Raw genomic sequence first — 14,185 nt, 5'->3', positions numbered from 1 at the left:
TAAAGGCCGTCAGGCCGCCTCGGGCAAAAACATCCAATATACATGTTCAAGCTGCGCTTCGGCGCATGTGGAGGTTGTCATGCGGTTACTGCGCGCACCCATTTATTGTCATTACTGTCAGGAATTCATCCCCAAGGCGGCATCAAGATGCGTCTGGTGCCTCAAGCCTCAACCCGTGGCTGACCGGCCATATCCCGGCAGCACAAACCAGGCCGCTCATTCGGGCAGCATCAGGGATGGATCAAAGTGAGGTTCAAGCCAGCACCCTTCATACGCAACATATCCCTCGCCATATCATTGGTCTGCGTTGGCTTTGGGTTTTCGATTATCGGCCAGATACGGGATATGCCGGAATGGTTGCGATTAACGCAACCCGCCATGGGCATATTCGGTGTCGCCATTGGCTCATTTTCGCTCGCCTGGATAACAGGGGCTATCGTTTCCGCCGCGCTGAAGCGGCGGCCCGACAGCCGGACAAAGCCACCAAAACTGTTGAGTGATCTTGTCTCTGCCTGCCTGTTCGCTGTCGCCCTGATCACCACGATTGGCGTGGCTTTTGGCCAGTCTGGCGCCGGCGTCATTGCAAGTTCGGGGCTGATCATTGCCGTTTTGGGCTTTGCGGTTCGCAGCGTTGTCGCAGACACTCTCTCAGGCATTGCTCTCAGCCTGGAAGCCCCGTTCAGAATGGGCGACTGGATCGAGATCAACGACGAAGTCAGTGGCCGGGTCGTCGAAATCGGTTGGCGGACCACCAGACTTTTAACCCGCAATTCAACGAACATCATTCTGCCGAATAGTCAGATCGCCCGGCAACGCTTAACAAACTTCAGCGCGCCCCAGCGACACTACCGGACCCAGATTGAAGTCCACGTAGATGTGTCAAAGGAACCGGAAAAGCTGGGCGCAATCCTGCGGGACAGCGCAAAGCGCGCGGAAAACATCCTCACGCAACCCGCCCCCGAGGTCCATTTGACCGGGATGGATCAGTTTGGTCTGCGGGTTGCGATCAGTTATTGGGTACCCAGCTTTCTGGATGACCGGAAATGCCGAGATCAGGTCCTCTTCCACGTACTCACCGCCATGCAACAGCATGACCTATTCACCAAACAGCCGCTTCACGCGCACCACCAAACAGATAGATAAAGCGAACTGACCATCGGCTTTCGCGGCGCAGGACAAGAGCCGCCTTAGACACTACCCGTCCAAGGCGCAGGGCGTATTGACACGCCCTGCTGCTCTACCCCCCTATCCAGAAACCAGATTTGGGAGCCACATCACCAAAGGCGCGGCCCAGGTCACCACGGCAAGGGACAGTAGCGCAACGAGAATGAACGGCCGCAACGCACCGATAATCTCACCGTAGCCTGCCCGGAACGTCACCATCGCTGTGAAGATGTTGATGCCAAAGGGCGGCGTGATCATGCCGATAGCAATGTTCAGCACCAATATTGCGCCAAAATGCACCGGATCAATACCGGCAAGCGTGGCCGCCGGCAGGACGATTGGCGTCAATACGATAATGGCAGAGTTTGGGTCCAACACCATCCCGGCCAGCAAGAAGGTCAGGTTAACAATGAGCAGTATTTCGAACCATGACCGATCGCTGAGTAGCGTTGCCACCTGCTGGGGCACCTGTTGCAGGGTCAAAAGATAGGACATCGCCGCACTGACCGCGAGGATTACCAGCAATGCCGAAATGGTGGCGGCCGTCTCCTGGGTTAGCGACCAGAACTCTCGCAACGTCAGCGAGCGATAAAGCACAACCTCGACAAAAATCGCATAAAAGCAGCCGCCTGCCGCCGCTTCAGTCGGGGTGAACGTGCCGGTGTAAATACCCCCGAAAATAATAAGAGGCAGGCCGAGGGCAAGAATGGCAGCCTTGGCCGCATCCGCCCGTTCGGACCAAGAGGCCCGGGGCGTACCGGCAATCCCATGGCGACGCGCATATGTATATGCATAAACGATCAGCATTGAGAGCAGGATAAGGCCGGCAGCGAGACCGGCGAGAAACCCGCTCTCGATCGAAGAGGTTGCCTGAAGCGCATAAAGAATCATCGCAACCGATGGCGGGATAAGCATCGCCAGGGTCGACGCCGTCAGGATCAGCCCGATCGAAAAGCCACGCGAATATCCCTGTCTGATGAGAACAGGAAAGACCAGCGGCCCCAGGGAAACGATAGCCGCCTGACCGACCCCCGACAGCGCGCCAAATAACGCGCAAGTAACCACCGTCGCCAAGGCAACACCACCAGTGATATGCCCGACACAGGACTCCACCAGCGTCAAGAGCCGCTTGCCGATCTCGCCACGTGAAATAATTGCCGAGGCATAGATAAACAAGGGCACTGCAAGCAAGGCAAACTTATTGATACCCTGCACCATCTGCTGGGCAAACACCATCGACGGCACCGGCGGGCCAAAGAACGCATGGCTCAGAAAAGTGCCGCCGATCAATGCCAGAAAGACCGGCATGGTCATCAAAAGCAATAGGACAGCGGTCGAGGCAAGAACGGCGACAGGCATTATTTACGGGCTCCCCAGAGGTCGTCAGCGGCAGCGTGCAGCCACGCAATTGCGCAAAGCGCAAACCCGATGGGCACAGGCGCATAAAACCAGCCCGCCGGAATTGAGAGCATCTGATCAATTTGACCGGAAGCAAAACGGAATGCGGTGAAAGTCCATCCAAGCCATGCTGCATAAACACAAAGAACCATCGCGATCAGCGACACCACGATGCGCAACCAGCGCAGCACGGCCGGCGCCAGCCGGGACGTAATCATATCAACTGTGATATGCCGTCCCTGCCGCGCCGGAATATATGCGCCGAGAAAAGTGAGCCAGAGGATCAACAGGCCCGCGAGCGTCGGCCCCCCGGCAAAAAGCACATATCCAAGACTGCGTGCGATGGCATTCACTATCAGCAGCACAGTGGTGAGCAACAGGACCGCACCGGAGAACAAAGCCACGGCGCGGTCGAGATAACCGAGCATCAGCTCGGAAAATGCGAGGACAGATTTCACTTGGCGAGTTCTGCGTCAATCGCATCAAGCACAGCTTGTCCAGCTTCGCCGTACTGCTTGACATAGAGCGCTTTGATCGACGGGAGAAGCGCCTCGGCAAGCTCAGCACGTGCCTCTTCGGACACCTCAACCACCTCAGTGCCGTTTTCCTCAAAGGCCGGAAGCGCCAATGTTTCGATGACCTCGTCAGTTTTCTCAGCGGTCAGTTTGCCGCCAGCAGACACAGCCGCAGTCACATCGGCCTGACAATCAGGCGAAAGCTGTGCCCACCAGGCTGCAGATACGGACACGATCTGGTCCAGCGTGCCATGGTTTGTCAGGGTCACGTAATCCTGAACTTCGTGGAAACGCATATAGAAATTGGTATCGATCGGGTTTTCTTGTGCATCAACCGCCCCGTTGGACAAGGCAGAATAGGTTTCAGAAAACGGCATATCGATTGCTTGCATGCCCAGCAGCCGATCCTGCTCTTTAATGATTTCCGAGGGCATAACGCGGGCACTAAGACCTTTATAGTCCTCAAGGGTCACAAGAGGTTTGTTGGCTGTCCATGTCTTGTAACCCGTGTGCCAGATATCAAGCGACAAAAGCCCTTTTTCCGTTGTTGTATCCAGCAACTGACGGATGGCATCACTCTCGTAAAGTGCCAGAAGCTTTTCCTTGTCAGTGGGGAAATAATACGGGAAATCCAGAATGCCGACGAGCGGCTGAAAACCGACCATGAATGCGGCAGGCAGGATCGACATTTCGACCGAACCAATCTGCATGCCCTCGATCAGGTCTGTAGTGCCGCCCAGCTGCGAGGACGGATACAACTGTACCTCGATATCGCAAGCATCAGATGCCTGAATCATTTCGGCCATGAGGGTTGCCCCCTGGCCGCGCGGTGACTGGATTGGCGTCAAAAAGCCGACCTTCATGACGGTATCGGCCGCCTGGGCCATACCGGGCATGAGAATCGTTGCTGCAACAATCATCCATTTCATATCGTGTTCCCTTTCAGTGTTTTATTTATTGTTTTTTTGATGCATGTGGTAACGGGCAGGCGCGCGCCTCAGCTTGGAACGGCGGCCGAATACCAGTCGAATATTTCTTCGCCGGTCATAAAGGCCACGTCGTCATATTCGGCAATGCGCCGGATCAGGTCGCGGAAATAGCGGGCGCGGTGAGGTGCCCCCATGATGTAGGGATGCACCACCAGTGCCATGATGCGGGCACCGTCTTCAGCATCTTCATGAATTTGCTGAAACTGGTCCCAGCCGCGCTGGAAATATTCTCCCGCCTGATGATGCTGGATCAGCATCATGGCCACATCATTGCATTCCTGGGTATAGGGCACATTGACGATCTGGCTGGTGCGCGTGTTGAGCCGCACCGGCTGATCGTCCAGCACCCAGTCACACACGTATTCATAGCCCTCCTCGACTAGGATATCGGGTGTTTCCCAGGTCTCTGTCAGCCCTGGCCCAAGCCAGCCGCGCGGCCGCTTGCCGGTGAAATCCTGAATGGCTTTAGTCGTGGCGATAATGTCTGCGCGCTCGTCCTCGACCTTCTGCATGTTCTTTTGCGTAAAGCCATGCCCCATGAACTCCCATCCGCGGTCCAGCGCAGCCTGGGAAATCGGTGCATAGCTCGACACCGCTGTGCCATTGATTGCCAACACAGCCTTTGCATTGATCTCGTCAATCGATTTCAGCAAACGCCAGAAGCCAACCCGGTTGCCGTATTCATGCCAGGCCCAGTTCGGAATATCCGGGCTGGGCGACCCGCCAGCAGGCGGCGTCAGCACGGTGCGGGGCATCGTCGCTTTCGGATCCCATTCCTCAATATTCACAATAATCCACACGCCCATGCGCTTGCCCTCGGGCAAGACCAGCCTCGGGCGGTCAGTGATCGCGGAATAAGTGATACGTTCAGTCGGCAGCATGGATGGTTTCCTTCATGGAAGAAGTTTCCGCCCCGGTGACAGTGACGGTCAATTTTGGCAGCCCGGCACAGGAGGCAACAAGTTCGTCACCTGGCAAAACAGGCCCGACACCGGCAGGCGTCCCAGTCAGGATGACGTCGCCAGGCATGAGGCGATATTGGGTGGACAGGTGCGCGATCGTGTCCGCGACCCCCCAGATCATCAGCCCGATATCGCTGTCCTGCTTCACCTCACCATTGACAGAAATGCGGATCGTCCCCTCGGCCAGATCCCCTGCCACCGCGCGGGGCAGCACAGGTCCGATCGGGGCCGAATGATCAAAGCTTTTACCCATTTCCCAAGGACGGCGCATATCGCGCGCCACAAACTGGAGATCGCGCCGTGTCATGTCCAACGCAACCGCATAACCAAAAACGTGCTCGAATGCCTTGTCAGAAGGAATATTGCGACCTTCCGCACCGATCACAACGGCCAGCTCGACTTCAAACTGAAAGTCCTCGGTAGCCGGCGGATAGGGCAGCGTGCCGCCCGTAAGAACAACAGAATCGGTGGGCTTTTGAAAGAAGAAGGGCAGTTCCTTTTCGTCGCCTTCCTTCATTTCCTGGATATGGGAAACGTAATTGCGTCCGACACAATAAATGCGGCGCACCGCAATGGCCTCATCAGCCCCATGGATTGGAATTGTCGTCGGGGCGCTTTGGAAATGTACTTTGGTCATTGGGTCTCTGGAGATCTGAGGAGCTAATGCGGTTTACGGGCGAAAAATCACCGCAATGCCGCCGTTGGAGAAGCAAGGGAGCGCACGTGAAAGCGCAGACCGGCAAGGCTGATGGTCATGATCAAATACATTCTGGCCGCCCCCCCTATTACGTAACGCCACGCAATATCGCCCTATCATTGTCGGACATGTTGCGTAATTTACAAAATTATTGCATGCAATTTTTGGACTTGCAACACAAAATGCATTTTATTTGTCACGAGCAAGCCGCGAGACAAAAATGTCAGATACGGCGCTTCGGCCCGCTAGTCCGTTTCCGTGAGGATTGCGGCCTCGATGGTTTCCAGATGGGTTTCCATTTCCCCGGCGGCCGCCTCTGCATCTCCAGCGGCGATCGCATCGACAATCCGATCATGCTGATCGCTATGAACGGTACGAAATTCATCAATGCCCACCCGCCGATAGATGCGGTCCCACTCTCTTTGCCAAAGAGTGCGTCGGCGAGCGCCGGACAAATAAATCAGGAAACTGAAAAGAACAGGATTACGGGACACCCCGGCGACAGCCCGGTGAAAAGCAGCATCCGTTTCTTCACAGGCAGACCGGTCGCGCGCAACGCGTCCCGCCGCAACGATTGCACGTAGATGCGCCACGTCCGCCGGCACGGCACAACGTGCCGCCTCCGCCGCCACTTGCGGCTCAACAAGCCTGCGCGCCCGGATCAGTTCTGCCGGCGTCTCACTCTGCACCATGACAGTATCGCGAATGGGCAAATGCCGAGGCCGCCGTCCGCGAAACGTCCCCTGCCCCACATGCCGCCACAACGCGCCGTCCTTTTCCAGCATATCGAGTGCTTTTCGAAGCGTGGCCCGGCTGCAGCCAAGCATTCGGGCCAATACCCGTTCAGAGGGCAGACGCTCGCCCACATCAGGAGCAAGATCAACCAGCATGCCCAAGAGCCGCGCCTGGATAATATCTGCGGTCTGCCGGGACATGAATCTTCCTTTCCAGACCAATTTGCAGACCAATTGCCAAATATGCAACAGACGATTCCAACAGCTCATTGTGAAAGGTCTGATTGTGTTTGATATCATGTTGTTGTGTGTTACGGGGTTCGCTGCGGGACTTCTGAATGCTGTGGCCGGGGGTGGCACATTCCTCACACTTCCAGCCCTGATTTATGTCGGCGTGCCCCCCGTCAGCGCCAATGCCACGGCAACACTGACCGCACTGCCCGGATATATAAGCAGCGCGTGGGCCTTCAGAAAGGATATGCAAGCGGAAGGCAGCCTTGGAATACGCATCGTTATTGGATTTGCTGCCGTAGGAAGCATTCTGGGCGCGCTTTTGCTGATCGTTACGCCGGGCGAAGCCTTTATGTGGATCGTGCCATGGCTCCTGCTGCTGGCCACCCTTCTTTTTGCCGTCGGGCCATCCCTTTCACACACATTGCAAGATCGCGGGGTCCGACCCGCCGGACCGCTGGTGTCGGCTGCAGCCATCTTCGCGGTCGCCGTCTATGGAGGATACTTCAACGGCGGCCTGGGGATCATGCTGCTCGCGACATTCGGACTATTGGGATATCAAAACCTGCATGGCGCGAATGGCTTGAAAAACGTTCTCTCAGCCGTTCTCTCGCTGATTTCCTCGATCGCGTTTATCGCATCCGGGCTCATCGCCTGGGAACAGGCGGCCGTCATGGCGATCAGCGCAACTGCGGGGGGATATATCGGGGCGCGCCAGAGCCGCCGGATCAAACGCACTCAGCTACTACGCTACTTTGTCATCGCCGTGGGCGTCGTCATGACCGCGGCATTCTTTCTTCTGTAAATTCACGGCACAATCGCAAATGGATTTGCGCTGGCTTTCAGTCAATTTGGCCCACATTGCACGAAGAAAAATGCAATTCGATAAAGATTCACGATATTTAGTACAAATCGATTATTGCATAGGGGACATCATTGGTCTAATTCCACTCCTTCCAAGGAGAAAGCCATGGCCACCACCAGCGAAAAACGCGTTCACGGAATAGCGCAACACTTGCGCTCATCACTTCTGGATGGTGCCTATCACCCTGAAAGCCGCCTCAACGAGGTCCAGCTTGCCGCCCAGCTTGGCGTATCGCGAACCCCTGTGCGCACGGCATTACAACAGCTCGCGGGGGAAGGACTGGTCGAATACAAAGAGAACCGTGGCTTTTTTGTACGCCGGTTCGACGTCGCCGATGTCATCGATGCCTTTGAAATGCGTTCGCTGGCAGAAGGTCTTGCCGCACGGCTCGCCGCCGAACGCGGGCTGACCCCCGAGGATGAAATTGAAATCGAAGCTGCACTGGAACAGGGCGACACCGGCCTGTCCCTGGCCGATGAGGCCGAGGCCCGCCGCGTCTATGGCATCTCCAATGATCGTTTCCACAGCACAATTCAACGCGGCGCGCGGACACGTCTGGTGAGCGATGTGATCGCTTTGTGTAACACTATTCCGCAAACACTCAGCCAGAACGTGATGAGCTTTTCTCTCGAAACCATGCGCGTCCGGGCTGAACAGCATCACAAGATCTATGCCGCGATCCTGGCCCGGCAGCCGCGTGAAGCCGAAGAACTGATGCGCACCCACGTCCTGGATGTACGGCGAGCGGTGGCCCGCGATTTTGCCCGCGCACGCAAAGCCGATAGCGTCAACACCTGACCCTCGGCACAGCCCCCAAACGCATCCATGCCCCGCACGCCAGCTGCCGCCGTCCTTACATAGGCCGGGGGGCCCAACGCAATGGCCCCCTATGGGAATCCCAAGTCTAACCTATTGAACTTAAAGGAAATGGTGGGTGTGACAGGGATTGAACCTGTGACCCCTGCCGTGTGAAGGCAGTGCTCTCCCGCTGAGCTACACACCCGTTCATCAGCGGTCCGGGGTGCATGGCCTTGGCCGACATGTCCGGGATGCTGCAAACGAAGATAACGAGGGCGGAGATGGTGGGCGTAACTGGGATTGAACCAGTGACCCCTACAATGTCAATGTAGTGCTCTCCCGCTGAGCTATACGCCCATCTTCCGCCTGGTCCGCTAGCGGCCCAATCGTCGCGAGGCGATAGACCACAAAATGCCGCGTCCGGTCAATAGGGTCTGCGCGCTTTATGCAGCCAATAATCGCTCAACCTCGTTCACAAGGTCTTTTAGGTGGAACGGCTTGGACAAAACCGAGGCGTCTTTGGGCGCGTCGCTGTCCGGGTTCAGGGCCACAGCGGCAAAGCCGGTGATGAACATAACCTTGAGGTCGGGGTCCAGTTCCGTTGCCCGGCGGGCCAGTTCGATCCCGTCCATTTCCGGCATCACAATATCTGACAAAAGCAGGGAAAACGGCTCTTCCCGCAACCGCTCATAAGCGGATTTGCCATTGTCGAACGAGACCACTTCATAGCCCGCATTCTTCAATGCGCGGGTAAGGAACTGACGCATGTCGGCGTCATCTTCAGCCAATAGAATGCGATTCATCACTGCCTCGTCGATCTCCGGGTGGTATTCTACTCATCTTGAGCAGGATGTTTAATCTAGTTTCACCCCTGCGCAACAGCCCTTATGATCACAAATAGACTGAATTGTGCCTTATGGACATTCTCACACACGCGGGGCAAACTCTCCCCTGTGTATAAAGAGGTGATTTGCCGCCCCGGGGAGGAAAAGTGCAGTCTGATTTTGCTGACAGACCCGCCTTTGAAACGATCCGGCCCCGCCGGGCCGTGGCCCCTCTGGTATTCAATTCTCCCCATTCCGGCCGGGATTATCCAGAACGCTTTCTGAAACTGACGCGCCTCGACCACCTCTCCATTCGCCAGTCAGAAGACGCTTTTGTCGACGAATTGTTCGGCCGTGCGCCGCATCTTGGCGTGCCGCTGTTGCGGGCCCGTTTTCCGCGCGCCTATCTCGATGTCAATCGCGAGCCCTATGAACTGGACCCCGCCATGTTCGTGGAAACCTTGCCCGAACGATATAACACCAGCTCGCCACGAGTGGCCGCCGGGCTCGGCACCTTGGCGCGCATCGTTGCGGAAAACAAACATATCTATAGCGAACGCCTGACCCTGGCGGACGCACGCATGCGCATTGAGGGCATCTACAAACCTTATCACACCACGCTGCAAACCCTGCTGAGCACAACGCTGAACACGTTCGGCATTGTTGTTCTCATCGATTGTCATTCCATGCCGCGCCTGACCCGCAGCGGCGATCGCATCCCGCCCGACATCGTTTTGGGTGACCGCTACGGCACCAGCTGTGCACCAGCGATCATCGAATTGGCAGAAACCCTGTTCACCAGTGCCGGACTGAAGGTGGCACGCAACCGTCCCTATGCCGGCGGTCATACCACACGCACCTATGGCCGCCCCCAGCACGGCGTGCATGCCCTGCAGATCGAGATCAGCCGGCATCTTTATATGAATGAAGTCACCCTGACGCGTGGACCGGATTTTGCAGCCATCCAGCAAATCATGACCCGGTTCAGCGCGGCACTTATCCAGCTCGATATTTCCCGCCTGACGCGCGATTATGCCGAAGCGGCGGAATAGCCATCCACAACCGGCATGACAAAAAGGCTTCGAAATAAAAAAAACGGGCCACTTGCGTAGCCCGTAAGTCAAGGGAGGAAACGGTTCAGGCCATCAAATTCGCTGAGAGCCCGCAACCATCATGCCCTTCCGAAATGAACCTGTTCGCGCAACGGGGCAATGCTTTCAACGCCCCGCATACCACAAGCAAGCACATCTGTTGCAAAAATGAATCACTTATTGTGCAAAAACTCGTCCAAAACCTTGAAATAACCAATATCGGCAAATCTTCATGACTAATAATCCACATCCACTGGAAGTAAATAACACTATTAACATTGCTGATATTCGTAACACATTGCGCGAAGCGGTAGCCGCCGCGGCAGAACAGACCCTGCCCCTCTTCCGCACCAAGTTAGCGATCGACAACAAATATGCTGTTGGGTTCGACCCAGTCACCGAAGCAGACCGGAATGCGGAAACCGCCATCCGCGCCGTCATCACCAAACACTTTCCAGACCACGCCATCATTGGCGAGGAATGGGAAAACAAGGAAAGCGACAGCCCTTTTGCATGGATCATCGATCCGGTGGATGGCACGCGGGCCTTTGTCTCCGGTGTGCCGGTATGGGGCACGTTGATCGGGGTCACCTATAAGGGACGCGCCTTTGCCGGCATCATGAGCCAGCCCTTCACCGGAGAAACCTATCTGGCAGGCGACGGCAAGGCCGAGCTCATCCACAATGGGCAAACCACAGAACTTCAGGCAAGCAGCGTGACCAGCCTTGCGGAGGCAACCCTGTTCACCACAACGCCCAGCCTGTTTTCAAAACCGGGACAAAGGGCCGGGTATGACGCTGTTGAAGCCGAAGTCCAGCTCGCCCGCTATGGCTGCGATTGTTATGCCTATGCCCTCCTCGCCTCAGGCCATGTCGATTTGATCCTCGAACCGGGCATGAACACATATGATATCGCCGCGCTTGTCCCCCTGATCGAGAATGCCGGCGGCATTGTCACCACCTGGGCTGGCGAACGGGCTGAAGTAGGCGGCGACATCATCGCGGCCGCCACCCCCGAATTGCATGAGGCCGCCCTTGCCATCATGCGCCAGCATGTTGCCTAGGCCCGACAACCCTTAACAGACCCCATTAAAAGGATTCCCGAGGCACTGGCGATATAATTTCATTGGCGGGCATGCGAGGCCACGCCGCAGTCCGTCTCAACACAGTAGAGGCAAACACGTGACGACATATGCTCCTGAGCGTCCAACCGGTCGCGGGCACACTGTTCAACTCAACGACATCGAGATGCACTACGAAGAATACGGCGCTGGGGAGCCCCTGGTGCTCTTGCATGGCTTTGGGGGCTGCGCCCAGAACTGGTATCCCTTTATCGCCGACCTTTCGGCGCACCGCCGCTTGATCGTCGTCGATCTGCGCGGCCACGGCTACTCCACCAATCCCGGCAACAGCTTCACACATCGGCAAACGGCCAGCGACGTGTTCCTATTGCTCGACAAGCTGGGAATTGAGCGCTTCTCGGCCATGGGCATCAGTTCTGGCGGCATGACGCTGCTGCATATGGCAACCAGCCAACCCGAGCGCATCGACGCCATGGTTCTGATCAGCGCCACCACCCATTTCCCCGATCAGGCCCGGGCCATCATGCGCCGGGCCTCGCTTGGCACCATGCCCCGGGCCGTGCAGGAAATGTATCGGGAATGCGCAAAATGCGGTGAGGAACAGGTCCGTCAGCTCATCGCACAGTTCAACGCCTTGGCCGAAAACCACGACGACATGAATTTCACCGACCAGAGCCTCTCAACCATCACAGCCCGCACGCTCATTGTGCACGGTGATCGCGATAATTTTTTTCCCGTTGAAATTCCCCTCAGCATTCATCGGTCCATACCGGATGCCGAATTATGGATTGTGCCGGGCGGCGACCATGCACCCATTTATGATCCCGCAATCCCCTTCACCGCCACGGCCCTGCGCTTCCTTGAGGGGGACAAAAACTAGGGCGACTGTTCGGTAATAAAGGCGTCAAAGGCGGCAAATACCTGCCCGCGAATATCGTCATTCTCGATGAACATTTCGTGCCGGGCATTGGCAATCACCGCGTGCCGCCCGGTGCGCAGCCTGAGCCCCAATTGTTCAATCGCGGCCGTCGACACCACTTCATCGCGCGCCGCTGCCAGCATCAGCACCGGAATTTGCACCCGGCCGGGAAAATCATCATCCCCCGCCCGCGCCATCGCCCGGAAAGCCGCCGCCAGCCAGCGGATGCCGGGAGAGGAAACCTCAAGATCCGGCCGCGCGCGGAACACATCCACAGTGCGCATATAGCGGTGAAAATCGGATGTCAGCACATTGCCGGGAAACGTATCCTCGCCCGGACTTTTATCGCCCTTGCGCCCAATCGGCAAATGTCCCAATCCGATATAACAAAGCGCTTCGGCAAGCCGTGCCATGCCCGCCATCGATAAGGGCTGCCCCTCAATCGCCAGCATCGGTGCGGACAAAAACGCCCGGTCAAACATCAGCCGGTCACGCGTGGCGGCCATCAACGAGGCGAGCCCACCCATGGAATGCCCGACCAGGTAAAAGGGCGGCGGACAATCGGGCAGAAGAATTTCGCTATGGAAGCAACTTAAATCCGTCCAGTAATCATCGAACTGATCGACATAACCCAACCGGCTGTTCGCGGTCAGCCGGTCAGATCCGCCCTGCCCGCGCCAGTCAAATGTCGCAACATTGAACCCGCGGCGCAGAAAGTCGCCAATCGTCTCGAAATATTTCTCGATGAACTCTGTGCGCCCATGCACCAGACAGATCGTGCCCTTGTTCTTCACATCGGCATTGCGCCACAGCGCATAGCGCAAACGCACATTATCGCTGGTGCGCATATAGGCGACGCGGGCACCCGGCGGGATGGGATTGGAGGGTAAATTGCATAATTGCGGGCCATCCGGATCAACAATCGCATTCATTCAACAGCCCCGCCGCCATAAATTGATGCAACAGATTTAGGCATTCATCCCCAAAGGGGCAACAGGGCACATGCAGAAAGGCCAGCCTCCAATAAAGGAGGGCTGGCCTTTCGCCTGTCCGGGGCACCGTGCGGGGGGCGGATGACAGTGCCCGGCATGTTGGTCATGCCCCTGCCGAAAACGCGGTCAGGCATTTCCTTGGGCGGCATGGGGCAAATATAGCCACCCGTGGGTGAACCCGGACCAACCGCCTTGTTCATCCATCATTCATCGCGTCCGGGCCCCCCGCACAAATCGAATTCTCTCCCTCTTGAAAGCCAAACGACCGCACCTACATTTTCCCTGTTCGCCGGAATAACCCGGGAATAGCGGTTATCGTCCAGGCTCGCCTTTTAAGGGAGCATAAGGAGACACCGCGATTGAAGCTTGTTGCTCAACCATTAGGAGAACTTGCAATGCAAACCCTTGATTTCTCACCCTTCTATCGTTCCACCGTCGGTTTTGACCGTCTCTTCAACCGTCTCGACACCGTGGTCGGCCAGGAAACAAAAACCTATCCGCCCTATAATATCGAGCGGCTGGACGATGATTCCTGGCGCGTATCGATCGCCGTTGCCGGCTTTTCCGGCGAAGACATCTCGATCGAAGCCAAGGAAAACAATCTGACCGTCAAGGGCGCCAAAACCGCCCCTGCGGAAGATGACGGTCGCGAGTTCCTGCATCGCGGCATTGCCGAACGCAGTTTTGAACTCCGCTACCAGCTTGGCGACTATGTGGAAGTCACCAACGCGGCCCTCGAAAACGGTCTATTGAACATCGACCTGAAGCGCGAAGTGCCGGAAAACAAACGGCCGCGCCAGATCCCGATCAACGGCGTCAATGCCGGTGAAAAGACCATCGAGGACAAGTCGGTCAACTAACGACCCGACCCATCCGGGCGGTGCGCGCAAACCGTACCGCCCGCGCTCAAGTTCCGGACCGTGAT

Annotated in this window: 15 protein-coding genes and 2 tRNA genes; 7 read left to right on the top strand and 10 right to left on the bottom strand. The window is 56.8% G+C overall.

What is annotated here, in order from left to right; all coding sequences use genetic code 11:
* The first annotated feature begins 345 nt into the window (after positions 1-345).
* A complete protein-coding gene (locus L1P08_RS13495; protein ID WP_303617516.1) occupies positions 346-1,143 on the top strand; it encodes a mechanosensitive ion channel family protein in 798 nt (265 codons plus the stop codon).
* Positions 1,144-1,245: 102 nt separating this feature from the next.
* On the opposite strand, the gene L1P08_RS13490 is transcribed toward L1P08_RS13495, so the two are convergent.
* From L1P08_RS13490 to L1P08_RS13465, 6 genes are all read right to left on the bottom strand, one after another.
* The gene (locus L1P08_RS13490; protein WP_303617515.1) at positions 1,246-2,523 is read right to left on the bottom strand and encodes a TRAP transporter large permease; all 1,278 of its coding nucleotides are present in this window, start codon (positions 2,521-2,523) and stop codon (positions 1,246-1,248) included.
* Entirely contained in the window at positions 2,523-3,020 is a 498-nt protein-coding gene (locus tag L1P08_RS13485) for a TRAP transporter small permease (protein ID WP_303617514.1), read from the bottom strand. Before L1P08_RS13485 ends, L1P08_RS13490 begins: the two co-directional genes overlap by 1 nt.
* On the bottom strand, positions 3,017-4,006 hold the full coding sequence (locus L1P08_RS13480) for a TRAP transporter substrate-binding protein (RefSeq protein WP_303617513.1): 990 nt from the start codon (positions 4,004-4,006) through the stop codon (positions 3,017-3,019). The genes L1P08_RS13485 and L1P08_RS13480 overlap by 4 nt, the downstream gene beginning before the upstream one ends.
* 68 nt (positions 4,007-4,074) lie before the next feature.
* The gene (locus tag L1P08_RS13475; protein ID WP_303617512.1) at positions 4,075-4,947 is read right to left on the bottom strand and encodes a polysaccharide deacetylase family protein; all 873 of its coding nucleotides are present in this window, start codon (positions 4,945-4,947) and stop codon (positions 4,075-4,077) included.
* Complete coding sequence (locus L1P08_RS13470; RefSeq protein ID WP_303617511.1) at positions 4,934-5,665, bottom strand: fumarylacetoacetate hydrolase family protein; 732 nt, start codon at positions 5,663-5,665, stop codon at positions 4,934-4,936. Before L1P08_RS13470 ends, L1P08_RS13475 begins: the two co-directional genes overlap by 14 nt.
* Positions 5,666-5,970: 305 nt before the next feature.
* Complete coding sequence (locus L1P08_RS13465; RefSeq protein WP_303617510.1) at positions 5,971-6,660, bottom strand: FadR/GntR family transcriptional regulator; 690 nt, start codon at positions 6,658-6,660, stop codon at positions 5,971-5,973.
* On the opposite strand from L1P08_RS13465, the gene L1P08_RS13460 reads away from it, so the two are divergent.
* Both L1P08_RS13460 and L1P08_RS13455 read left to right on the top strand, forming a co-directional pair.
* Positions 6,659-7,495 carry a sulfite exporter TauE/SafE family protein gene (locus L1P08_RS13460; RefSeq protein ID WP_303617509.1) on the top strand — a complete coding sequence of 279 codons (837 nt, stop codon included), beginning with the start codon at positions 6,659-6,661 and terminating at the stop codon, positions 7,493-7,495. The genes L1P08_RS13465 and L1P08_RS13460 overlap by 2 nt on opposite strands.
* Before the next feature lie 165 nt (positions 7,496-7,660).
* The gene (locus L1P08_RS13455) at positions 7,661-8,353 is read left to right on the top strand and encodes a GntR family transcriptional regulator (protein WP_303617508.1); all 693 of its coding nucleotides are present in this window, start codon (positions 7,661-7,663) and stop codon (positions 8,351-8,353) included.
* A 130-nt stretch (positions 8,354-8,483) separates the two neighbouring features.
* Here L1P08_RS13455 and L1P08_RS13450 read toward each other — a convergent pair.
* The 3 genes from L1P08_RS13450 to cpdR all read right to left on the bottom strand — a co-directional run bounded on the left by L1P08_RS13450 (position 8,484) and on the right by cpdR (position 9,156).
* Positions 8,484-8,558: transfer RNA gene (locus L1P08_RS13450), tRNA-Val, on the bottom strand.
* 77 nt (positions 8,559-8,635) lie between these two features.
* Positions 8,636-8,710 (bottom strand) — tRNA-Val (locus L1P08_RS13445).
* Between the two features lie 86 nt (positions 8,711-8,796).
* Complete coding sequence (gene cpdR, locus L1P08_RS13440) at positions 8,797-9,156, bottom strand: cell cycle two-component system response regulator CpdR (protein WP_303617507.1); 360 nt, start codon at positions 9,154-9,156, stop codon at positions 8,797-8,799.
* A gap of 188 nt (positions 9,157-9,344) precedes the next feature.
* Between cpdR and L1P08_RS13435 the strand changes: the two genes are divergently transcribed.
* The 3 genes from L1P08_RS13435 (at position 9,345) to L1P08_RS13425 (ending at position 12,229) form a co-directional block, all read left to right on the top strand.
* Positions 9,345-10,229 (top strand): N-formylglutamate amidohydrolase, encoded by an 885-nt coding sequence (locus L1P08_RS13435; protein WP_303617506.1) that lies wholly within the window; start codon positions 9,345-9,347, stop codon positions 10,227-10,229.
* 271 nt (positions 10,230-10,500) lie between these two features.
* A complete protein-coding gene (gene hisN, locus L1P08_RS13430) occupies positions 10,501-11,331 on the top strand; it encodes a histidinol-phosphatase (protein ID WP_303617505.1) in 831 nt (276 codons plus the stop codon).
* Between the two features lie 118 nt (positions 11,332-11,449).
* Complete coding sequence (locus L1P08_RS13425) at positions 11,450-12,229, top strand: alpha/beta fold hydrolase (RefSeq protein WP_303617504.1); 780 nt, start codon at positions 11,450-11,452, stop codon at positions 12,227-12,229.
* Here the strand turns inward: L1P08_RS13425 and L1P08_RS13420 are convergent.
* The gene (locus L1P08_RS13420) at positions 12,226-13,200 is read right to left on the bottom strand and encodes an alpha/beta hydrolase (RefSeq protein WP_303617503.1); all 975 of its coding nucleotides are present in this window, start codon (positions 13,198-13,200) and stop codon (positions 12,226-12,228) included. The two genes, L1P08_RS13425 and L1P08_RS13420, sit on opposite strands and share 4 nt — an antisense overlap.
* 455 nt (positions 13,201-13,655) lie before the next feature.
* Between L1P08_RS13420 and L1P08_RS13415 the strand changes: the two genes are divergently transcribed.
* On the top strand, positions 13,656-14,120 hold the full coding sequence (locus tag L1P08_RS13415; protein ID WP_303617502.1) for an Hsp20 family protein: 465 nt from the start codon (positions 13,656-13,658) through the stop codon (positions 14,118-14,120).
* Positions 14,121-14,185 lie beyond the last annotated feature (65 nt).

The sequence above is a fragment of the Mariluticola halotolerans genome, from assembly GCF_021611515.1.
Classification (GTDB): Bacteria; Pseudomonadota; Alphaproteobacteria; order Rhizobiales; family Devosiaceae; genus Mariluticola; species Mariluticola halotolerans.
This window is presented reverse-complemented; position numbering and strand designations above follow the sequence as displayed.